The 22,897-nt window shown below is 40.4% G+C and carries 19 protein-coding genes and 1 pseudogene; 12 read left to right on the top strand and 8 right to left on the bottom strand.

Annotation, left to right across the window (positions count from 1 at the left end):
• Positions 1–206: 206 nt before the first annotated feature.
• The 3 genes from I2432_RS05315 to I2432_RS05325 form a co-directional block, all read right to left on the bottom strand.
• A complete protein-coding gene (locus I2432_RS05315; protein WP_206158622.1) occupies positions 207–1,112 on the bottom strand; it encodes a diacylglycerol/lipid kinase family protein in 906 nt (301 codons plus the stop codon).
• Between the two features lie 109 nt (positions 1,113–1,221).
• Complete coding sequence (trhA, locus tag I2432_RS05320; protein WP_012515586.1) at positions 1,222–1,872, bottom strand: PAQR family membrane homeostasis protein TrhA; 651 nt, start codon at positions 1,870–1,872, stop codon at positions 1,222–1,224.
• Complete coding sequence (locus I2432_RS05325; protein ID WP_043983552.1) at positions 1,856–2,311, bottom strand: DUF1836 domain-containing protein; 456 nt, start codon at positions 2,309–2,311, stop codon at positions 1,856–1,858. The genes trhA and I2432_RS05325 overlap by 17 nt, the downstream gene beginning before the upstream one ends.
• 259 nt (positions 2,312–2,570) lie before the next feature.
• Between I2432_RS05325 and I2432_RS05330 the strand changes: the two genes are divergently transcribed.
• The 7 genes and pseudogenes from I2432_RS05330 to dprA all read left to right on the top strand — a co-directional run bounded on the left by I2432_RS05330 (position 2,571) and on the right by dprA (position 9,798).
• Positions 2,571–3,326, top strand: a complete 756-nt coding sequence (locus I2432_RS05330) for a class I SAM-dependent methyltransferase (RefSeq protein ID WP_206158623.1) — start codon at positions 2,571–2,573, stop codon at positions 3,324–3,326.
• A gap of 87 nt (positions 3,327–3,413) precedes the next feature.
• Positions 3,414–5,429, top strand: coding sequence for a DUF1430 domain-containing protein (locus I2432_RS05335; RefSeq protein WP_206158624.1), 2,016 nt, complete (start codon positions 3,414–3,416; stop codon positions 5,427–5,429).
• A gap of 1 nt (position 5,430) precedes the next feature.
• Positions 5,431–6,063 (top strand): ABC transporter ATP-binding protein, encoded by a 633-nt coding sequence (locus I2432_RS05340; RefSeq protein ID WP_206158625.1) that lies wholly within the window; start codon positions 5,431–5,433, stop codon positions 6,061–6,063.
• Between the two features lie 406 nt (positions 6,064–6,469).
• Positions 6,470–6,706, top strand: a pseudogene (locus tag I2432_RS10330) (DNA-binding protein).
• A 368-nt stretch (positions 6,707–7,074) separates the two neighbouring features.
• Complete coding sequence (ylqF, locus tag I2432_RS05345) at positions 7,075–7,932, top strand: ribosome biogenesis GTPase YlqF (RefSeq protein ID WP_206158626.1); 858 nt, start codon at positions 7,075–7,077, stop codon at positions 7,930–7,932.
• Positions 7,913–8,695 (top strand): ribonuclease HII, encoded by a 783-nt coding sequence (locus I2432_RS05350; RefSeq protein ID WP_206159083.1) that lies wholly within the window; start codon positions 7,913–7,915, stop codon positions 8,693–8,695. Before ylqF ends, I2432_RS05350 begins: the two co-directional genes overlap by 20 nt.
• A gap of 257 nt (positions 8,696–8,952) precedes the next feature.
• A complete protein-coding gene (gene dprA / locus I2432_RS05355) occupies positions 8,953–9,798 on the top strand; it encodes a DNA-processing protein DprA (RefSeq protein WP_043983543.1) in 846 nt (281 codons plus the stop codon).
• 86 nt (positions 9,799–9,884) lie between these two features.
• On the opposite strand, the gene I2432_RS05360 is transcribed toward dprA, so the two are convergent.
• On the bottom strand, positions 9,885–11,282 hold the full coding sequence (locus I2432_RS05360) for an ISNCY-like element ISSeq2 family transposase (protein ID WP_115250549.1): 1,398 nt from the start codon (positions 11,280–11,282) through the stop codon (positions 9,885–9,887).
• 186 nt (positions 11,283–11,468) lie between these two features.
• Here I2432_RS05360 and topA point away from each other — a divergent pair, with 186 nt between their 5' ends.
• From topA to trmFO, 4 genes are all read left to right on the top strand, one after another.
• Complete coding sequence (gene topA / locus I2432_RS05365; RefSeq protein ID WP_206158627.1) at positions 11,469–13,601, top strand: type I DNA topoisomerase; 2,133 nt, start codon at positions 11,469–11,471, stop codon at positions 13,599–13,601.
• A 114-nt stretch (positions 13,602–13,715) separates the two neighbouring features.
• A complete protein-coding gene (locus I2432_RS05370) occupies positions 13,716–14,363 on the top strand; it encodes a SatD family protein (protein WP_043038966.1) in 648 nt (215 codons plus the stop codon).
• A 20-nt stretch (positions 14,364–14,383) separates the two neighbouring features.
• Positions 14,384–15,097, top strand: coding sequence for a DUF3307 domain-containing protein (locus I2432_RS05375; protein ID WP_043038967.1), 714 nt, complete (start codon positions 14,384–14,386; stop codon positions 15,095–15,097).
• A 559-nt stretch (positions 15,098–15,656) separates the two neighbouring features.
• Positions 15,657–16,991 carry a methylenetetrahydrofolate--tRNA-(uracil(54)-C(5))-methyltransferase (FADH(2)-oxidizing) TrmFO gene (trmFO, locus tag I2432_RS05380; protein ID WP_206158628.1) on the top strand — a complete coding sequence of 445 codons (1,335 nt, stop codon included), beginning with the start codon at positions 15,657–15,659 and terminating at the stop codon, positions 16,989–16,991.
• Between the two features lie 43 nt (positions 16,992–17,034).
• Here trmFO and citC read toward each other — a convergent pair whose 3' ends face one another.
• Positions 17,035–18,084 carry a [citrate (pro-3S)-lyase] ligase gene (gene citC / locus I2432_RS05385; protein WP_206158629.1) on the bottom strand — a complete coding sequence of 350 codons (1,050 nt, stop codon included), beginning with the start codon at positions 18,082–18,084 and terminating at the stop codon, positions 17,035–17,037.
• A gap of 266 nt (positions 18,085–18,350) precedes the next feature.
• On the opposite strand from citC, the gene I2432_RS05390 reads away from it, so the two are divergent.
• Positions 18,351–19,412 (top strand): AbrB family transcriptional regulator, encoded by a 1,062-nt coding sequence (locus I2432_RS05390; protein ID WP_206158630.1) that lies wholly within the window; start codon positions 18,351–18,353, stop codon positions 19,410–19,412.
• A gap of 85 nt (positions 19,413–19,497) precedes the next feature.
• On the opposite strand, the gene citG is transcribed toward I2432_RS05390, so the two are convergent.
• From citG to I2432_RS05405, 3 genes are all read right to left on the bottom strand, one after another.
• On the bottom strand, positions 19,498–20,382 hold the full coding sequence (gene citG, locus I2432_RS05395) for a triphosphoribosyl-dephospho-CoA synthase CitG (protein ID WP_206158631.1): 885 nt from the start codon (positions 20,380–20,382) through the stop codon (positions 19,498–19,500).
• The gene (locus I2432_RS05400; protein WP_206158632.1) at positions 20,375–21,070 is read right to left on the bottom strand and encodes a GntR family transcriptional regulator; all 696 of its coding nucleotides are present in this window, start codon (positions 21,068–21,070) and stop codon (positions 20,375–20,377) included. The genes citG and I2432_RS05400 overlap by 8 nt, the downstream gene beginning before the upstream one ends.
• Positions 21,071–21,219: 149 nt before the next feature.
• Entirely contained in the window at positions 21,220–22,623 is a 1,404-nt protein-coding gene (locus tag I2432_RS05405) for a CitMHS family transporter (protein WP_206158633.1), read from the bottom strand.
• Between the last annotated feature and the right edge of the window lie 274 nt (positions 22,624–22,897).

The following is a 22,897-nucleotide window of genomic DNA, read 5'->3' on the forward strand; positions in this document are numbered from 1 at the left end:
CAAAGGGAATCCCCTTTCTCGCTGTTTGTCCTGAGAATAGAAGATCGGACTAGTCAGATAGCTTCTTTGTTAAAGCCGATATTATGAAAGAGCTAGCTGTTAAGACAAGAAAAGAGTACTGCAAGCCAGCAAAAACAAGCTACAGCTTGTTTTTCTAACCCCCAGATTTGAGATGAGTGTATGTAAAAAGTGCCCTAGAGCACTTTTTACTGGCTAACAATAATGGAAATCGCTTTTGGAATAACCTTCAATTCAACAGGGAGATCATCAGCCTTATCGCCATCAATGCGAGTTCTAGGAATGGCTGATTGACGTTGATATTGTGGCAATAGCTTTAGAGAATCAGCTTGAAAATGGCTAATCTCCTTTACCTTGGAAAAATCCCCCCGTCTAAAGTCTCTAATATGGCGCAAGCATTTCAGAAATGATAGCCGGCTCATCGTGTAAACTTGACACAAGCCATCGTCAGCTTGTGCACCTGGTGAAAACGATGGAAGACCTGCTATAGTATTGGTTGTGGTAATCAATAAGAATTTGGTTTTCAAGTGAAGAACATGATGATGGCTGATTAAGCTAATTGCATATGTGCGGTTTCGTTTTAGTATCTTAATACTATCCTTTAAAAAGGCCAAGGGGCCAAATTTTCGTTTTTCTTCTGTAGTCACATTAGCCGCAATATCAGCAAGCAGACCCAAGGTTAGGCTAGAAATCATATAGCCCTTGTTTACCTTGCAAATATCTACTTTTTTAATCGTGCCAGATAAAATCGTCTCAAGTGCCTCAGTTAGCTGGAGTGGAATGTTTAAGGCCTTTGCAAAGTTATTGACAGTGCCCGACGGTACGAGTCCAATAACAGAATGAGCACCACCTTCATAAACACCTCCAATAATTTTATTAAGTGTCCCATCTCCGCCTAGAGGAATGACTAGATCAATATGATCCTGTGAGGATTTTTTGGCTAATTGAAAGGCTTGATCAGCATTTTTGGGGGTAATAATCTGAACCTTGTCTTCAGAAAAACCATTTTGAATCAGATAATGCTTGACCTTTTCAGCCAGGTCCTTTTCTGGTTTTCCTGAATTAGGATTGTAAAAAATATGTACCGTTTTCATATTGCTTTGATCCCTTCAACTATTTACTGCCCTTTATTATAGCATGAATCAAGCCAGGTGTCTGGGGGTAAGCAAGCGCTCGCGTTTAAAAAGTAGCAACAGCTACTTTTTACAGCATATAGAAAATAATGGCAATAACCTGTAAAGCAGAGGCTAAAAGGATAAAAAGGTGCCAGATCATGTGATAATAGGGCTTCTTTTTAGCATAAAAGCCTGCGCCGACAGTATAGGATAAGCCACCTAGTAGCATCAAGATTCCAAATGGCAGACTGGCCTTTTGGATAATCACCGGCAGGATAAAAACGACCAACCAGCCCATAATAATGTAAAGCGCAAGACTGAACTTTTCATTAATCGTTTTAGCAAAAATTTTATACAAAATCCCAAAAAGTGTGATTCCCCACTGGAGTATGATAATCACATAGCCCAACAAGCCCTCAACCAAGGATAAGGCAACAGGTGTATAGCTACCAGCAATAGCAATATAAATCATGCTATGATCAATGATACGTAAAATGTATTTGTGAGTTGTTCCATAGGACATGGAATGGTAAATCGTTGATGATAAAAACATGAGAAATAAGCTGATGATAAAAATAGATGCTCCAACGGCAGCTTTGAGATCATAAGTCTGGTAAGAGTAAATAGCAGTGATGGGTAGCAGTATCAGCATAGCAGCTGCTCCAATAGCGTGTGTCACACTATTTGCGACCTCTTCATTAACTGATAGTGGGAGACTTTGTTTAAAGGTTTGGTTCATGCTTGGTATCCTCCATTTCTCTTGAAAGCTTCATTGTGTGCTGATAGTCCTTGACGGTTTGACAAGCATAGCTAATAATTTCAGGCGTTGATTGGGTAAGGCCATTATTCCAATAGTTGACAAAGGTATCGTACAAGACCTCTGAGCTGGAGGCTGCTTGTAGCCTCGTCAAGACTTGACTAATATCCTGAATAGGAAATACATTTTTCAAAATGCTAATAGCAATTAAGCGGGCAACCTGCTTTTTTTGATATTTTTTCTTAATAGGTTTATCAATATAGCCATGTTTGACATAGTTATTGATCATTGAAGCAGTCAGTAGCTTATGGTCTGTGGCTTGACTCAATTGTGTGACTTGATTGACATAGAGTAACACTTGATCTAAGTATAACTCCAAATCAGGTAAATCCTTCCAGCTGGGCAGCTTATCATATTCCATTACTAAAACCCCTTTATCTAGTTTTGATAACTAGATTATATATTATTTAAAAAATAATAGCAAGTCAAAAGGTCGTATAGCACAAGAAATATGAGCCAATTCTATGATTTATCATAAAAACAATCATCAGAAATGCTTAAGCTTCATTGAGGATATGCTTTAAGTGTGATATAGTTGTAGTAATCATTTATTGATCAATTTGTTAACAGTTAGTTTATTCTAAGTGAGGATATATAGTAGAGCAATAGGAGGGCATGTGATGTCTCAAAAAGAAGTTGGTCACCAGTTTTTAGCTCGACTGGGAAAGAAACGACTACGGCCTGGTGGTGTTGAGGCGACAAATTGGCTGATTCAGCAAGGAGAGTTTTCGAGTGATTGCAAGGTCTTGGAGGTGGCCTGCAACCGTTGCACGACCTCCATTGAGCTGGCACAGACTTATCAGTGTCATATTACAGCAGTGGATTTGGATACCAAGGTACTGGCGGAGGCAAGAAAGGCTATTGAGGCAGCTCAAATGCAAGACTATATTCACCTTACCCAAGCTAATGCCTTGAAGCTGCCTTTTGCAGATAATAGCTTTGATATTGTTATTAACGAAGCTATGCTAACCATGTTGAATGATGCTGCAAAGGAAAAAGCACTCAAGGAATATTGGCGTGTTTTAAAGCCGGGTGGTCGCTTACTAACGCATGATGTTTCCTATGAAGCTGATGAAACAAAGGCTGTTATAGAGCAACTAAGAGATACGATTAATGTGAACGTATCGCCATTGCAGTTAGATGCCTGGAGACAATTGCTGGTAAACAGTGGCTTCACAGCAGTCAATTACTCCTATGGTAACATGACGCTCATGTCCCCACTTGGCATGATTAAAGATGAAGGGGTTGTCGATGCGATTCGTATTATGCTGCGCGGTATGAAAAAAGAAAATCGAAAGCAATTTTTAAAGATGCGTCATTTCTTCAACAAAACTGGAAGAAAGCTGTGTTATATTGCCGCTGTAAGTCAAAAATAACTAGAATAATGGTAAAGGAGAAGTGACATGTCATTGATTCATAAAATTCCAACAAGCACAGTCATTGATTTAGAATAGGGGTATACTATGAAAAAACTATTTATATTGTTATCCAACTTGCTTGCTAGTTTGTTCTTTGTTTGGGTGTTTACCATTTGGAGTGATACTTATGTTTCCCATTATTACCCTAACATTGCTGTGCATGATTCTTCTTCTGAGACAACCTTTCAGCAAGTTACAGAACGCTTGGAAAAACTAGCAAAAGAGATGGACAGTTTTATTGCGATTCAACATCAAGATCCAACCTCAGAAGGCAATACAGCTTTTTCTTATACGACCTTCGGGGAAGGAAAGTTACCTGATGGGCTTCAGGAAAGAACGCTTGAAGATTCTCAAAATAGTAGTGTTGAAACTAACTATTTTATATTTGATGGACACTTAGATATTCACTTGCTAAGGGATGAACTAAGTCATCTTGGCTTGACAAACATGCACCTAACGATTCCGTCTAAACTATCTACTTTACTATCTATATTTAGTTTCGGTTTTCAGTTAATAGGCTTATTGATTTTCTGTTTAACCTTCGGCTCTCTTACTTTAATTAACCAAATCAGCCAATTACGCTCGTCAGGTATTCGTCTTATTTCAGGAGAGCGACGGTGGTCAATTTTTCTTAGACCAGTTGTTGGGGATTTGAAAGGAATAGCTGTCGGTTTCGGTTTGGCTGTCATGCTCACTATTGTTTTGCAAAAGTTACTTTCGCTTCCGAAAGAATCTCTGTTGACCATAGGAGCAGGCTTGCTCAGCTATAACCTAATACTGCTGTTGATTTCCTTGTTTTTTGCTCAACTCTTCGCAGTTGGGATAAAAAAGGTACATCTGATGCAGATTATAAAAGGGCAAGTGCCTGTTAGAGGAATTATTAGTTTGATTTTAATCGGTCAGCTATTGGCTGTTATTATCGTGACGCTAGGGACAGGGAGTAGTTTAAAGTATTCCCAAGCCTGGCAGCAGCATAGGCTAGGGAAAGAAGCCTGGAGTCAGGAAAGGCAGTTGATTATCTTATCGATCAGCCGAGAAGGGACAGCTCTAGGTTTTGATGAGCAGACTCAAAGGAAACTCGCCGTTTGGTATAATTTAATGGATCAGGCTGTTTCAGAACAAAAGGCAATCTTATCCAGACACCAATTGATAGATCGTCTGATGCAAAATGGCATAAGTTCCTCCAAAAACTTGACAACCTCTACAGAATGGCAAGATTACAGCCCGAATGGCAATGTCCTTATTGTAACACCGCAATACTTGGAGCGTCAAAATATCCCTGTAGATACGGCTATTGAACAAAAACTGAATCACCTCGCACTAGGGGAATTTGTCTTGCTGTTGCCTGAGCATCTCCGTTCAGAGGAAGAACATTACAAATCTGTTTTTGAAGACGACTTAACTAGTCGCATGTCTAGTCAAGATGGTCGACAGCAAATGACTGCGACGGTAGCTTATTTGGAATCAAGCCAAGACCGTTTTGTGTATAATACGACACCTATTTCCTATCAACAGTTTCTGAAAGATCCGATTATCATTGTCGTGACACCCCAGTCAACTGGACCTCAGTCCGTCATGTTTTGGTTTGACGCGGTACAGAATTATGTCCTCTTTAATCAGTTGTCCGATGCCCAGGAGCTTATCCAGAGACAGGGCATTGAAAATTGGGTCTCAGAAATGCAATCAGGATACCAGAACTACATCACATTGTTGAATAATATCCAGAGGGAACGCTGGGTAATGCTTGCAGGAGCTGTGCTTGGGATAGCAACCTCAATCTTGTTGTTTAACACCATGAATAGTCTCTACTTTGAAGAATTTAGACGTGCCATTTTCATCAAACGTATTGCTGGACTAAGATTTTTAGAAATCCATCGGAATTACCTCTTGGCTCAATTGGTTGTCTTTTTACTCGGATTTGTTGCGAGTGTATTCCTTCAGGTAGAGATAGTGATTGCTTTCTTAGTATTGTTACTCTTCACTGGCCTATCTCTTTTACAATTACATGTTCAAATGCAGAAGGAAAACAAGATGTCCATGCTTGTTTTGAAAGGAGGTTAACATGATTGAACTTAAACAGGTGAGTAAGTCTTTTGGAGAACGAGAGCTATTTTCTAATCTTTCAATGACATTTGAGGTTGGAAAAGTCTATGCTTTGATTGGTTCAAGCGGTAGCGGAAAAACGACCTTGATGAATATGATGGGGAAATTAGAACCTTATGATGGGACTATTTTTTACCGAGACAAAGACTTAGCCAGCTATAAATCTAGTGATTTTTTCCGTCATGAATTAGGTTATTTGTTCCAAAATTTTGGCTTGATTGAAAATCAAACGATTGAAGAAAACCTAAAACTTGGTCTCATTGGTCAAAAATTGACTAAGTCTGAGCAACATAAAAGAGAGAAACAGGCTTTAGAACGTGTAGGTTTATCCTATCTGAACCTAGATAAACGTATTTTTGAGCTATCTGGGGGTGAGTCACAACGAGTTGCCTTAGCAAAGGTTATCTTAAAAAATCCGCCATTTATTTTGGCAGATGAACCAACAGCTTCAATAGATCCAGCCACGTCCAAGTTGATTATGGAGATTTTGCTGTCTCTTCGTGACACTAACAGATTAATCATCGTAGCAACCCATAATCCAGCAATATGGGAAATGGCTGATAAAATAATCACTATGGATAGTTTGCGATAATGATTCATAATTTTTGGGGTATTTTTAGCTATTAAGCCCTTGTTTTCTCCTAAGTTAATAGGTAAAGCTTATTTAGAAAGCAATTTTACTCACATTAGTGGAAAGTTGGTCAAATAATGTTGCGAAGAAGACTAGAGAGGATCATTTGGGTCTTCTCTTTTTTGGTCTTTATGACGATTAATATCCTCTTTTACAAAGGAGAAATTCAAGTGTCTGACTTGAAAAGGATAAGAAATTCTTTTACCATATTCTGTTTGTCCCAAAAATTTCTAAATAAAAGAATTGTAACTTTTATTTTCTAAACTTAACATTTTTTAAAAGCTAAGGACAGCGGGTGCAAGTTCCACGTAGGACTTAACCAGTTCTGCCCACTGAGGTCACAATTTATAGAAATAAGGAGGCAGATGTGAACGTAAACGATATACCTGTTGAAAATGCAATAGCAGAGTAGGGGGACAAAAAGAGTCTTTTGAAACGCTGGGAAGGCTTGGATTCAGTATACCCTGAATCGTTGGATTGCTGAGGTAAGAGAGCATCGGCAGTTCAAGCATATGTCATTAATCCAAGTCACAAACTGGCTTTCATCAATCTTGATGGATTTGAAGAACGTTTGAGATGGAAGCAGAGAATAGCGGTAAAATAAGGGAAATCGTGCTATAATAGTCTATGGTAATTTATTCTACTACGACTATTTTGATTTTCTTTATCATACAACTGGTAAATGGAAAAGATTACAGTTTCATATGCAAAAAATACCCGCAGGGCCAGGAAATAGGCTGAGCGAGATTACAGGGTAAAATTGAAGAGGCAATCTATTTAGCAGAGAATAGCTATAAGCCAGATACCATTAGGAATCATTTGATATTGTTGGCATTAAAAATAACCAAAACAAGTTGCGATTATATCGCCTGGTCTGGAGATAATGCTTAATATTTGGTGATTTTTTGGTGACTCGCATGATTTTTAAAAGACGAGGGGCTACCCCCCTTGCTACGAAAGGATTTTATACACATGGCTACGATTCAATGGTTTCCTGGACACATGTCCAAGGCAAGAAGACAGGTACAGGAAAATATTAAGCATGTTGATTTTGTGACGATTTTAGTAGACGCTAGGCTACCTTTATCAAGTCAAAATCCTATGCTGACCAAAATTGTTGGAGATAAGCCCAAGCTAATGCTTCTTAATAAGGCTGATCTAGCAGATAACACGCATACTAAGAAATGGCAACAATATTATGAGAAGCAAGGGATTAAGACATTAGCTATCAATGCTAAGGAACAGGCTACGGTCAAAAGGGTTACCGAGGCTGCTAAGGAATTGATGGCAGATAAGCTGCATCGCTTAAGAGAACGAGGCATTCAAAAAGAAACACTACGAACCATGATTATTGGCATTCCAAATGCTGGCAAATCAACCTTGATGAATCGCTTGGCTGGCAAAAAAATTGCTACAGTAGGCAATAAGCCAGGGGTAACTAAGGGACAGCAGTGGTTAAAGTCCAATAAAGAGCTAGAGATATTGGATACTCCAGGTATTTTATGGCCAAAATTTGAGGACGAATTGGTTGGTTTAAAATTAGCCTTGACAGGGGCTATTAAGGACCAGCTTTTGCCAATGGACGAGGTCACAATTTTTGGATTGAATTATTTTAAAAAGCACTATCCTAATCGCCTATTAAAGCGTTTTAAGGCCATTGATCTAGAGGCTGACGCTCCAGAAATCATCATGTCCTTGACACGCCAGCTTGGCTTTAAGGAAGACTATGATCGTTTTTACAGCTTATTCATCAAGGATATTCGTGATGGAAGACTTGGCCAGTATACCTTAGATCTGGTTGGTGGTGATGATGACAGCAATGACCATTAAAGACATTAAAGCTCGTTTAGAGGCTATTTCTAGTCTTTCTGATCCATTTTTTGAAGAGCTGAAGGCAGATAAGCGGCTTGGCGTTCAAAAGGCTGTATCTAACAGAAAAAGGGCTTTAGAGGCTATCTTAAAAGAGGAAGCCCGACTTGAGGCGATGTTGACGTATGAAAAGGCTCTTTACCAAAAAGGCTTTCAAGCGATTGCTGGTATAGATGAGGTTGGTCGAGGTCCTCTGGCTGGACCAGTTGTAGCAGCCTGTGTTATACTGCCAAAGGGTTGCACCATTAAGGGGCTAAATGATTCTAAAAAAATTCCTAAAGCTAAGCATGAAGCAATTTACCAAGCCATTCAAAAGAAAGCGTTGGGAATCGGTCTTGGAATTATTGACAACCATACCATTGACCATGTTAATATCTATGAAGCAACAAAATTAGCAATGACAGCTGCCATTAATCAGCTGGAGGGCTCTGTGAGTAAGCCTGATTACCTGCTCATTGATGCCATGACACTAGAGGTTCCTATTCCTCAACAGGCTATTATAAAAGGCGATGCGAGCTCTATGTCAATCGCTGCAGCCTCTATTGTGGCTAAGGTTACCAGAGATCGATTGATGCTTGATTACGATAAGACCTTTCCAGGCTATGGCTTTGCTAAAAATGCCGGCTATGGGACCAAGGAGCACCTGCAGGGATTGCACCAGTATGGTGTCACACCAATTCATCGGCAAAGCTTTGAGCCGATAAAATCAATGATCTTACGCTAAAAATCTCATTTTGAGAAAAGGTAGCTGCTTGAAAGCTTTTGCGGCCTAAGAACGATAGCCACTAGGCGGATCTACAATTCTGGTATTTTTCAATGGAATGCTATGTGATGAGCTGCCCTACAATGCTCATACAAAGGCTAGGAGGCCTCGATTTTTTTGCTGGAATCCTGTACAGCTCCTCAAGAGTTTGCAAAAAGCTTTGTTTAGTCAGAGCTTTTTTAATTTTTTTACGAATAAATCATTAGAGAGGTACAGTGATGAATAATTTTGAACTTTATAAATTAAAAAAGGCTGGGCTAACTAATTTAAATATTCTTAACCTGATTGACTACCAGCAGCGTAATAACAAGTCTCTATCCCTTAGAGATATGGCAGTGGTTTCTTGCTGCAAAAATCCAGTTTTATTTATTGAGACCTACAAGCAATTAAATGTCGCCTTGTTAAAAAAGGAATTCAACCAGTTTCCGAGCTTATCTATCCTAGATAAGCAATACCCATTGGCCTTGAGGGAAATCTATAATCCTCCTGTTTTACTCTTTTATCAAGGTGATTTAAGCCTGTTAGAAAAGCCTAAGCTGGCAGTCGTTGGCTCTAGAGAATCCAGTGAAATTGGGACGCGGTCTGTTTACAAAATCGTCAAAGAGCTTAAGAATCACTTTGTCATTGTAAGTGGACTTGCTAGAGGTATTGATACCAGTGCTCATCTCGCTTGCTTGAAAGCAGGTGGGCAAACTATAGCTGTTATCGGGACTGGCCTAGATCGCTACTATCCAAAGGAAAATCACCAGCTACAGGAGTTTTTATCTCAGCGTCATCTCGTGCTCAGTGAATATGGGGCTGGAGAGGCCGCCTTGTCTTATCATTTCCCTGAAAGAAACCGTATTATCGCAGGTCTTAGTCGAGGTGTCCTTGTTGTTGAGGCTAAGCAGCGCTCTGGCTCTTTGATTACCTGTCAGCTAGCTATGGAAGAGGGACGTGATATTTTTGTCGTACCTGACAATATTCTTAATGGGACATCAGCGGGCTGTTTGAAGCTGATCAAAGATGGTGCCAGCTGTGTCACTCATGGCAGAGACATTCTTTCAGAATACCACTATTCTTAACTTTTCTTCCTATTTATGGAAAATTTTTTGTGTCAATCGAAAATGACAATGTCTTGAAAAAATCGGTTAGATAAGTGAAAAATCTGTTATAATTGTGGGTGAGAAGAATTCTTCTCACGCTGGAATTCTTCATAAGATTTTCCGATTTTATGAAGGTATTGTTTGAAAGATGCAAGTTTCCACGGATGGGATTGTGGTGGAATATACTTGCGTCTTTCTTTTTTAGTTTTAGGCACCATTTCGAATTCTTTGGAGTGCTTCTCGTGTTTTGGTAACTTTCTAGTGGCATAAATATTGTCTGCGATATTAAGGTAGATGTCTCCATCGAATGCCTCAATCACAAGTGCTTTTGTCTTACGCGTAAAATAGATTTCTTTATCCCCTTCGACGGGCAAGTAGAAGTTGTTTTGATATCGAATATGATGCCCACTATCAATTACTCTTTCAGAGATTCTCGCTAACAGTAGGTTTCGCTGGGCTGGTTTAGGTGCTTTCTCAAAAACAGACTCACTAGCCAGTCCACCAAACTGCTTGTTAAATCGTTTAATCCATCTCTTAAGATAACGATTCGCTTGAGAGATGCTGGTAATTTGATTCCTCTGTAAATCAATTGGTAGACGCGATTGAAGGGTCTGATTAAGACGTTCTACACGCCCTTTAGCTTGAGGGATAGAAGACGTTTCAATGGCAATACCAAGCTGATGGCAAGCATATCCAAACTGTGTAAAGGTATCTTCCTCGATCTTTTTAGACTGACTGGAAGCATAAGTGAATACAGTCCTTTTATCAGTAAGGAATTGGAAAGGGATACCATGTACCTCTAGAATCTGTTCTAAGACATGATAATACCCGTTTAGCGTCTCCTGAGTATCAAAGTAAGCCCCGACAATATCACCGGAGGCATCGTCAATAGCGACATGAAGGTGTGTTTCCTGTTGTCCAAACCAAGGGAATTGACTGGCATCCATTTGAATGAGTTCCCCTTTGAATTTCTTTCTTGCTCGGCTGGGATGAGCTTTGTCAGGTTCTTCAAAGAAGTTGGAAGCAGTTGGGAGTTTGGATCCTCTTTTTTCTGCCTCCCTTTTCTTTTGTTTGGCTTCTTGTTTCAATCGTCTTTTCGTTGCTCGTTGAGTCTTTGGAGATAGAAACCCTGCTTGGTAGAGTAGTTTTCTAACAGTTGTATCTGAATAGGCGATGTTTTCTTCTTCCGCTAGTAGTTCGCAGAAATGAACAACATTTGGTCTTAAATCACCGTAACTTTGATATTTCTCGATAATCCTTCTCTTTGTTTCTAAAGACATGGCATGAGTTGGTCTTTTTGATCTATTACCATGAACGAAAGCTGACTTTCCTTTCTCTTGATAGGCTAGTATCAATCGGTTCACCTGCCTCTTGCTTAACCCTAATTCTACACAAGCTCTATTTTTCTGCTTTTTACCCTCACAAACAGCTTTGATGACTAGGTATTTCTTTGACTCTATCATAGTTAGTTCTATTTTCCTCATCTTTCTAGTTTAACAGACGGGACATTTTCACATTCGACCTAGCTAAGACATTATCACTTTCGAATGATATCTTCCTATTTATGGAAAATTTTTTGTTGACAGTTCTTAAAAAATGGGATATTATGCTAGAAGCTTTAACCATAACTGTTATAGGAAGTGTGTCAATTGGTAACAAAAACAGCAACTAAGTCAAAACGAGAGACGAAAAGGTCTGCTACAAAGAAAAAATCAGCAGCTGCTAAAAAAAATCTAGTCATTGTTGAATCACCTGCTAAGGCTAAAACCATCGAAAAATATTTGGGACGTCAGTATAAGGTCGTTGCCTCGGTTGGTCATATTCGTGATTTGAAAAAATCATCAATGTCTATTGATTTTGACAATCATTATGAGCCACAGTATATTAATATTCGTGGTAAGGGTCCGCTGATTAATGCCTTAAAAAAAGAAGCAAAGAATGCTAAAAAGGTTTATCTAGCAAGTGACCCGGATCGTGAGGGAGAGGCCATTTCATGGCATTTATCACATATTTTGGGACTTGATCCTGATGATAACAATCGTGTCGTTTTCAATGAAATCACAAAGGATGCCGTCAAAGAAGCCTTTGAAGGCCCAAGAAAAATTGATATGGATTTGGTTGACTCACAGCAGGCACGTCGTGTACTGGATCGTATTGTTGGTTATTCCATTTCGCCAATTCTCTGGAAAAAGGTTAAAAAGGGGCTTTCAGCAGGGCGCGTGCAATCGGTTGCTCTAAAGCTAATCATTGACAGAGAGCATGAGATTAAGGCCTTTGTTCCTAAAGAATATTGGTCAATTGATGGTCTCTTTAAAAAAGGAACAAAAAAATTCCAAGCAAGCTTTTACGGCCTTAATGGCAAAAAGATGAAGCTCAATACCAATGATGATGTTAAGCTTGTTTTGTCTCAATTAAGCAGCGATGATTTTATGGTTAGTAAGGTTGAGAAAAAAGAACGCAGGCGTCATGCTCCTTTACCTTATACAACCTCCTCATTGCAGCAGGACGCAGCCAATAAGATTAATTTTCGGACTCGTAAAACAATGATGGTTGCTCAGCAGCTTTACGAGGGGATTAGTCTTGGTCCTAATGGAACACAAGGGTTAATTACTTACATGCGTACGGACTCTACTCGTATCAGCCCAGTTGCTCAAAATGATACCGCAGGCTTTATTGTTGAACGCTTCGGTAGTCAGTATTCTAAGCATGGCAATCGGGTTAAAAATGCTACTGGTGCTCAAGACGCTCATGAGGCTATTCGACCATCTAATGTGAACCATACGCCAGAGGCCATTGCTAAATTTTTAGATAAGGATCAGCTAAAGCTCTACACCTTAATTTGGAACCGCTTTGTCGCTAGTCAGATGACGGCTGCTGTGTTTGATACTGTTAAGGTTAACCTCGAGCAAAATGGTGTCCTTTTTGTTGCCAATGGCAGCCAGATGAAGTTTGACGGTTATATGGCTGTTTACAATGATTCTGATAAAAGCAAGATGCTTCCTGAAATGACAGAAGGAGAAGTGGTTAAAAAGGTTACATTAACGCCTGAGCAGCACTTTACCCAACCACCAGCTCGTTATTCAGAAGCAAGCCTGATTAAGACACTGGAAGAAAACGGTGTTGGAAGGCCATCAACCTATGCTCCAACACTCGATGTGATTCAGCGTCGTTATTATGTTAAGCTGGCTGCTAAACGCTTTGAGCCAACGGAATTAGGCGAAATAGTTAATCAATTGATTGTGGAATTCTTCCCTGATATTGTTGATGTCAAATTCACAGCTGATATGGAAGATAAGCTTGATCAGATAGAGATCGGCAAGGAAGCCTGGCAGAATGTGATTGACCAATTCTACAAGCCATTTGTTAAGGAGTTAACCAAGGCTGAAACGGAGATCGAAAAAATTCAAATCAAAGACGAGCCGGCTGGTTTTGACTGTGAGCTGTGCGGCCACCCGATGGTTGTTAAGCTAGGTAGATTTGGCAAGTTTTATGCTTGTAGTAATTTTCCTGAGTGCCATCATACAAAGGCCATTACAAAGGAAATTGGAGTTTCTTGTCCAGCTTGTCAGCAAGGCCAGGTCATCGAGCGCAAAACAAAGCGTAACCGTATTTTCTATGGCTGCGACCGCTACCCTGAGTGTGACTTTACCTCGTGGGATTTGCCGGTAGGACGGTCTTGTCCGAAGTCAGGCGATTACCTTGTTGAGAAAAAAATTCGTGGAGGCAAGCAGGTTGTGTGTAGTAATGAAGCCTGTGACTATAAAGAAGAGATTGTAAAGTAGGTTTGAACTATTTTAGCAGAGGTCCATTATAATGGAAATATAGATAATTTTCCATTATAATGGACTTTTTGGTTTTTGCCTGTTATAATGGAAGTCATAAAAGGAGGGAAAATCATGCTATATATCGCTGTTATTGGGGATTTGATTCATTCTAAGCAAATTCAGTCGCGTTCCTTGGTACAAGAGTCCTTAAAAGCCTGTTTGGAACAGCTCAATCATGACTTTTCTCCCTATATCGTCTCTAACTTATCTGTGACTTTGGGTGATGAATTTCAAGGCCTGTTGACTAATGACGCACCTGTTTTTCAGCTCATTGATTTGATTAATCAAGCCCTGACAGGCTACCCTGTCAGGTTTGGTATTGGACAGGGAACTATTTTGACTGATATTAATCCTGATATTAGTATTGGTGCTGACGGTCCAGCCTATTGGCGTGCTAGAGAGGCTATTCATTACATTCATCAAAAAAATGATTATGGCAATACCCAGGTAGCTATACGGACTGATAAGGAGCAAAAGGATCTGGTGCTCAATAGCCTTTTAGCGGCTGGTGAGGCTATAAAGGCTAGCTGGCGTGCTAGTCAATTAGAGGTGTTTCATGCACTTTTAGGCTTAGGAATCTATGAAGAGCAATTTGATCAACAGCTCATTGGTGATACATTGGGCCTACAATCAAGTGCCTTGTCAAAGCGCTTAAAAAGCAGCAGTGTAAAGGTTTATCTTAGAAGTCGCCAAGCAGCTTTGACCTACCTACAAGAATAAAAAGAGGAAAGGAGCCACCTATGCAGGGCTTATCTGATTACCTTTATCAGCACCCTATTTTAGTGCTGCTAGTGATTTGTCATTTTTTATCAGATTATCACCTTCAGAGTCAGCTCATTGCTGATAAAAAGGAGGAGGAGTTCGCTTATCTTGGACTACATTTGTTAGGGATAGCTGCTCCATTGTTTCTAGTGGTGATGTGTATGCCTAAGCTTTGGCTAACAGCTGTTCTTATTTTTAGTAGCCATGCTGTTATTGATTATTTTAAGCCAAAATGGGCTCATATCATTAAGCTGGATCGGTCGTGGATCTTTGTGTTGGACCAGCTCCTGCATCTTTTCATCATTCTGGCTTTAGCCGCTCGTGTTAATCAGGTTGAGCTCCCTGATTGGTTACATGCTCGGCAGTTATTGTTAGTGCTTTTTATTGTTTTGATCACCAAGCCTGTCAATATTATCTTTAAGCTCTGCTTCAATAAATTCCAGCCAGCTGGTGACAAACCAATGGATACCATTGTAGGGGCAGGTGCAGCTATTGGTAATTTAGAGCGAATTGTTATGGGTGTTTGTATGGTGATGGGACAATTTGCTTCAATCGGACTGGTACTTACCGCTAAGTCTATTGCTCGTTACAATAAAATCTCTGAAAGCCCAGCCTTTGCTGAATATTATTTGATTGGGTCGCTATTTAGTGTTTTAAGTGTCTTTATCGCAGCATGGCTGTGTTTCTTCTAAACAATAACAAAGGCAGGCCTTCGCTTGCTTTTATTACTAGAAAAGGCTTGTTTAGTTGCTACCAGTAAGATGATGAGGTCTGGTGAAATATTTTTGACTAGATTTTGAAAAGTAAGCCTTAAAAAGCCTTCCAGTAACTGCTGCAATGAAGAAGATATGTGGATAGCTGGTATTGGGCGAAGGCTAATGTTTTGCAGTTGGCTTTATGGAGAGTGTGCAGGTACAGACTTATCTCCTTGGTATAAAAGACTGAGGCCGTTCACACAACAGACGCGCGAAATAGCTATGTCCAAATGATAATATAGTTTAAAGCAGATACTTTCAATGTTCTTACTATAGTAAATCTATACAAAATCGTACATATTCTTGAAAGAGCTGGGTATTGAAATACAGGAAGCTTTATTTTCTTGCTAAAAATCTTTTATGCGTCTGTCGTGGGTTGTCCAGCTCCTTCTTTTGCTTTGCTCTTATTTCTGTTATAATAGGCAGGGTAATTACTTGAAAGAAAGAGTTGCGGGGCAATCAGTGATGGATAAGTCCCCAAAGAGGTATTGGTCTATTGTCTCAATCTTATATTAATGTTATTGGTGCTGGTCTAGCTGGATCAGAGGCAGCTTATCAAATTGCTAAGCGTGGTATTCCTGTTAAGCTATATGAGATGCGTGGTGTCAAGGCAACACCGCAGCACAAAACCACCCATTTTGCGGAATTGGTTTGCTCCAACTCTTTTCGTGGTGACAGCTTAACCAATGCAGTAGGGCTTTTAAAGGAAGAGCTGCGTCGTCTGGATTCGATTATTATGCGTGCTGGCGAAGCCCATCGTGTCCCTGCCGGAGGAGCGATGGCTGTAGATCGCGAAGGCTATGCCAAGGCTGTTACAGCTGAGCTTGAAAGTCACCCTCTGATTGAAATCATTCGTGAGGAGGTTATTGACATTCCTAGCGATGCTATTACAGTAATTGCAACTGGCCCCTTGACCAGTGACAGCCTTGCTGAAAAAATACATGCCTTAAATGGTGGTGCTGGCTTTTATTTTTACGACGCAGCAGCTCCGATTGTCGATAAGTCAACCATTAACATGGATAGGGTTTATTTAAAATCACGCTACGATAAAGGAGAAGCAGCTTATCTGAACTGTCCAATGACTAAGGAAGAGTTTATGGCCTTTCACGAGGCTTTGACAACAGCAGAGGAAGCTCCTTTAAATGCTTTTGAAAAGGAAAAGTATTTTGAAGGCTGTATGCCAATTGAGGTTATGGCAAAGCGTGGGATTAAGACTATGCTTTATGGACCAATGAAGCCAGTTGGCTTGGAGTATCCAGATGATTACAAGGGACCTCGTGACGGTGACTTTAAGACGCCTTATGCTGTTGTTCAGCTGCGTCAAGACAATGCTGCAGGTAGCCTTTATAATATCGTGGGCTTTCAGACGCATTTAAAATGGGGAGAGCAAAAGCGGGTTTTCCAAATGATTCCAGGTCTTGAGCATGCTGAGTTTGTGCGTTACGGTGTGATGCACCGTAATTCCTATATGGATTCGCCAAAGCTTCTGACACAAGGCTTCCAATCACGTGCCAATCATAGGCTTTTCTTTGCAGGTCAAATGACCGGTGTGGAGGGCTATGTCGAGTCAGCAGCTTCTGGACTTGTGGCTGGCATTAATGCTGCTCGGCTATTCAGGGGAGAAGAGCCACTTGTTTTTCCAAATACAACAGCAATTGGCAGCCTGCCTTATTACATTACACACGCGGAGAGCAAGCATTTTCAGCCAATGAATGTCAATTTTGGCATTATTAAAGAGCTTGATGGTCCTCGTATCAGAGATAAAAAGGAGCGCTATGAAGCTATCGCTAAACGCGCCTTAGCTGATCTGGCGGCTTATTTAACAGTATAATCATTACCCCCCTCTCTAGTGCTAGAGAGGGGGTGGCTGTTAATTAATAATGCTTAAGGTCTGTTGCTGCTTTAATCTTAGTAATCGTGGGCTGAGCAGCCTCGCTCCTAAAAAAATCAAGTGAGGTTTTAGGAAGGAGTAGCTCTAAGAGAGCTTGATCATCGTCCTTGATGGCCTGTCTGGCAAGAGAGGCGCTGATGATTTTGCCTTCTGCAAAGGTTTTCCTAGGGATAACTTGCACATCAATGCCATAGCAAGGCAGCTGCTTGAGCATGACGGTGTTGTAATGCTGTGTGACCATGCTGGTAGGCTCTTCGCCAACATAACGCCTCTTGATCTGGAGTTTTTCTGCAATGTGACGGAAAATGACAATATCCAATTTAGCTTGACTATCAATAACTGCTAGCTCATCTTTTTGAAAATAAGCAGGAAAGGTTGCCTGACTAATCATGTAAGGTCCACTATCGTGGTATATGATATTTGCTAGGTGTGCAGTCCCTTTGATGATTAATTCCTTTCGGATATGGTAGGGGATCAGGCTACTGTCTTGACTGACCATAAAGAGATGAACGAGCTCGTTGTCAGCGCAGGCCTTTTCAATCAGATGCAGATGACCAAGGGTAAATGGATTAGCATTTAAAACGATTGCTGCGGTCTTTTGAGGACTGACCTGGGGCTTTTCTAGCTGTGACAGGTAGTGCTCAAAGCCTCTTTTTTTATTTTCTAAAAAACAAAGAGTATCATCAACCATTGCAATGACATGAAAGCCAAGACTTAGCAATAGAGGGGCAGCTGATATTTTAGTGTAGATAAACAGATGATAATGCCCACGTGAGTAGGCCTCCTCAATCAGATGTGAGACAATGTGATTAAGTAAGCCTTGTCCTTGGTAGGCTTGATCAACAGCTAAACAGCGCAAGCTATTGCCATACAAAGAACCAGTAGCAATAGGCTCACCCTGCTCATCAATAATAGCACAGGTATAATCTAAATGCGGGTCTCTTCTAATGTGCTGTTTTTGTAACAAGCAATCAATTTTTGCTTTTTGCTGCTTGTCAAAGGGAAAAATATGCTGTATCAAGTGCTGTGTCATGTGATCACCTCTTATTACGAAAGTATCCTCTTGCCTTTATTATAGCACGCTATGGGCTTATCCTTAAGCATCTTAGCTGGTTTATGAAAAAGAATGCACAAAAAAGACATCAATGACCTATTGTCTCCGATGTCATTATGATATGATTAGGGCTTTTAGATAAATGATTAAGGTATGGAGGATTTAAGCCTGCAGAAGGTGGCAATAATAGTTTTGTCTTATGCTATAATAGAGCTATTGATATTAAGGGGGATAAAGGGACTGGTATGCTTTCGATTCTAATGACTTTATTAGTTGGGACACTGGGAGGACTTGTTGCTAAGCGGCTGAGTATTCCTGCCCCTTTTATGATTGGGAGTATGGTAGCTGTTGCTCTAGCTTCTATCCTGACAAAGCAGGTAGAGGCTATTAGCCCCATGAAGATTTTTGCTCAGATTATTAGTGGTGCCTATATTGGCCAAAGCGTCAGCAAATCTGACCTGCTTAATCTGCCCAAGCTAGCCAAGTCTATTATTAGTCTCATGTCCTTGTTCACGCTGAATATGTTTCTTCTTGGTGGGGTATTTGTTTACTGCTTTGATCTTGATCCTGTAACAGCCTTGTTGAGCTGCTTACCTGGTGGCATTATGGACGTTTCTCTTATGGCAGTTGATATGGGAGCAAAGGCTGATATGGTTGCAACATTACAGTCAGCTCGATTGGTCGGTATGCTCTTGTTTCTTCCTGTTTGGGTGACGTTTTGGGTCAATCGCTTTGACCCAAAAGCAAAAGCTACTAAAAAAAAGATAGTCAAAAGTGCTAGCTCCCAGGATACAAGACCTTCTAGGAAAAAGCAGCTATGGAATAACATTCAGGTTTTAAGCATTGCTAGCATTGGAGGTTTGATCGGTTTAGGGCTAAAGATACCTGTAGGCGCTCTGATTGTTTCTTTGCTTTTTTCGACAGCACTGAAGGTGCTTCGGCAAACAAGTCAAATGCCAAGTACACTTCGTTATATAGCTCAGGTTTTTGCTGGCTCTATTATTGGAACAAGTTTTACTCAGGATAGTCTGCTTCAAATGGGACGTCTGATTGTTCCTATTCTTTTACTTTTGAGTAGCTATCTGATCATCAATCTCTTTTTTGGCTATATCATGTATAAAAAAGGGATCTTGGATCTGCAATCGGCACTCTTTGCCTCATCGCCTGCTGGCGCGACAGATATTTCACTATTGGCTGGTGAGCTTGGCGGAGATATGCCTAAAATCGCTGGCATTCAAATCAGTCGAACCCTCTATACTGTTGTTATCATGCCCTTGTTGGTTAAGTGGCTCATTAGCATATGGTAAAAAGAAGAGCCCCTCAGAGCATGAACCAGAGATATTTTACTATTACCAAATAGCACATCAAGGGTTTTGTTCAGGCTTGGAGCTGTTATAATTGATTTTCTAAAAAGGCAAAGTAGAGACTTAGCACTAGTAGATCAGCAGTCCCTCCAGGACTGAGATGCTGTTGAATCAGCTTATCGTTGTAAGCTGACAATGCAGCCTTTAAGTCAGTAGCGCTCAAAGCGCTATTGTGCAATAGCAGCATGTCCTGTTTGACCTGCTGCCAAGCTTTGATGCCTCCTCGGTGAATCAGGTTGCCATCTTCCACAATAGACATGAGGTAAACCAGCAGTTGCAGCTGAGCGGTCTCCTGATCAGTGCTGCGAAGGCTCTTGCGCAAAAAAGGTAGCGCCTTGTGAGCAATTGTAGGATAGCCCTCGCTGGCTTCTCCTCGAGGGCCCTTTATACCGTAATCTAGAAAGAGCTTCTCACCATAGGTGAGCTCTTTTGTTAGGTCTAAGCTACCAAAATCAGCCTCAAGGAGATGGGCTGTTAGAGGCTTGACGAGCTGACAAATAGCCAGACTATCCTCCTCAGTAAAGGCTGTTACATGAGCCAAGAGCTGTGGTTGATCGGCAAGATACATTCCCGTTGCCCCAAGCAAAAGTGCTAAGGAAAAATTGACCCCCTTATGGGTATTAACCCCCTTGGTTGCGCTGAACATGGCTTGCTCAGCCTCAATGCCTGAGGCGCGCAAGCGCTCAAAGATCAGGCTAGGATCTTCCTTAGCATGGTAAAAGCCAATGTCTAAATAAATCTTAAAAAAGGGGGCTAAGGCCAGAGCGCTATCAACAAAGGTTAAGAAGCTCATGTCATCATGAGCCCCGTTATCAAGCTGATCCACAAGCCCAGGCTTAGGAGATAAGGACACTTCGTAAAGCAAAGCCTTTAGAGCAAGCCTGCTAATATCATCAAATACCTTCTTAGTCATCCTGACGCCTGCTCATTTCCTGTAGGATAAATTCTAGTGAGCTGTTGAGGTGCTCATGCGTAATAAGGGTAATTTGCTCGTGGTCACGATTTTTCATGCCACGATAAATCATCCAATGCTCAGATAAAGCGCGTTTTCGTCTTTCTAGGGAAGAGATCGAAATTTTTCTAAAGTAAACAAGATAGGTCTGCAATTCAGTGACAATTTCTTTTAATCTGATCATCTGACTGTAGCTGTAAATCAGATTATTAAAGCTGTTGAAATTATCTAGAATTCTGTTGAGATCGTCATCTTCTATAAAGGTTTCACAATCAGCCAACAAATCATGCATGACCTGAAAATCTTCCTCTGTCATCAAATACATAGCGGTGCTTGTTGCTAGTGTCTCAAGTGCCTTTCTGATTTCAAAGATTTCACAAGCATCTTGGATACTAACACCTTTGACAATAATGCCTTTTTTAGGAATATGCTCTACCAAATGCTCCTCTGATAACAATCCTAAGGCGTACCTGATTGGTGTTCTGCTAATATTTAAGGCAACGGAAAATTCTTTTTCGTTGATACGACTGCCAGCAGGAATTTGTCTTAAAATAATCGTTTTCTTTAGAGCATTATAAAAAGCTATCTTCAAAGGGATATTACGGGATAAATCAAGATTATTTTTTACCGCTTCGATAATAGGATTCATATCATCTCCTTAATGTTAATGTCATAATATTATTATACTGAAAATCATTATGAATGAAAATAACTATTGGGTCCTGAAAAGTGAAAGCCATGCTCGTGAAAGAACATGGCTTTCATTAGTCTTCATTACAATCCTTACCAGTACTAAGTCTATTGTGGAATGTAAAGCGGCATTTGCCCCATAGCAATAATGGTTACAACAAAGATAATAAAGATGACAACGGCGTATTTAGCAGCTTCCTTTTGCCACTCTCCCATATCAAGACCAGTAAGACGAAGAAGCAGGTAGATAAACGCAACTAATGGACTGAGCAAATGGAAAGCCTGTCCCATAAGAGAAGCAAGAGCCATTGCCATATGACTAAAGCCATATTCAGCTCCAGCCTCCGCTAGAACTGGCAAAATACCATAGTAAAAGCCATCATTTGAAATAAAGAAGGTACCAGGTGCTGAAATCAAGGCAATCACAAGTCCCCAGAAGCCAGCCAACTGCTTTGGAATAATCGTTGCAAAGCTTTGGGCAAGAGCACTAGCCATACCAGAGCCTTGGAAAAGCCCCATAAAGATACCAGCAGCAAAGACCAAAATAACAACCTGAACAGCATCGCCAGCATTATCACCAATACGCTTTGTTTGGTCCTTTAGGACAGGATAGTTAACAATAAGGGCAATACAGGTTCCCACTGCAAATAAAAGAAGTGGTGCCATAGCAATAGCCTTATAGAAAGAACCGGCAACCAGCCAAGTAATTAAGCCAATTGTTAAGGCAGCATTAAAGACAAAGTTTTTAGGGCGACGGATAGAAAGCGTATCTGGGTCTGTAATGTCTGTTAGCTTACGCATCTCCTCTTCGGTCAAATCAACAACACCAAGTCTTGCACGTTCCTTGCGCCCCATGCTTGGCGCAACCCAGCAAATGACGTAAAGAAGAGACAAAATCATACCAGGTGCGAGGTATCCAAGGATTTCAGGTCCCACACTAAGTACAGACATAGCACGCGCAGTTGGACCACCCCAAGGAAGCAGGTTCATGATGGTGTTTTGCAAGATAATCAAGACACCCAGATTCATGATGCGCATGTTTAATTTCTTATAGATTGGTAAAAAAGCAGAGCAGCAAATCAAGGTTGTTGTCGTACCATCACCATTAAGTGAAACAGCTGCTGCAACAATAGCAGTTGCCATCAAGACCTTCATCGGGTCTCCCTTAGCAAAGCGAATCATTTTTTCAGTAATCGGGTCAAACAAACCAGCATCTAGCATAATGGAAAAGAACAGAATCGCAAAAAGCAGCATAATACCTGTCTTAGCAGTGTTATTAATACCGTACATGATCATAGGACCAATAGCTGTCAGATTTTTAGCAAGCCCATCCTCACCGACAAAGGCAACAAACTTGGCATCTGATGTAAAATCAGCAGAGCCTGTTAATATAACAGCAATTGTCATTATCAACGGAATCATGACCAGAGCTGTAAAAGGGGTCATTTTTTTCTTCATGACGACATACATGAAGATAATAATCATAGCATAAGCTAGAACTGTTAATAACATATTGTTATCTCCTTTTTGATTTTATGATTTCAGTATAAATGAAAGCGTTCGCAAAGGAAATACCTCCATGTACGGAAAAACACAAAAAAAACATCTTGAAAGCAGCGCCTGAAAAAATAAATGGTTACATTAATGTTTTCAAACGCCATTAGTTGCTCTTATCCTCAGCAATTACACTGTGTTTCAGCGTTTTTTAAAATCAGTCCTACTTGTTTTTAGTTACCCTATTTTGTAAAATCAGTTAACTAAAATAAGAAAATCCTTGAAAATGTGA

The organism is Streptococcus equi subsp. zooepidemicus (assembly GCF_015689395.1).
In the GTDB taxonomy this organism is placed as follows: Bacteria; Bacillota; Bacilli; order Lactobacillales; family Streptococcaceae; genus Streptococcus; species Streptococcus equi.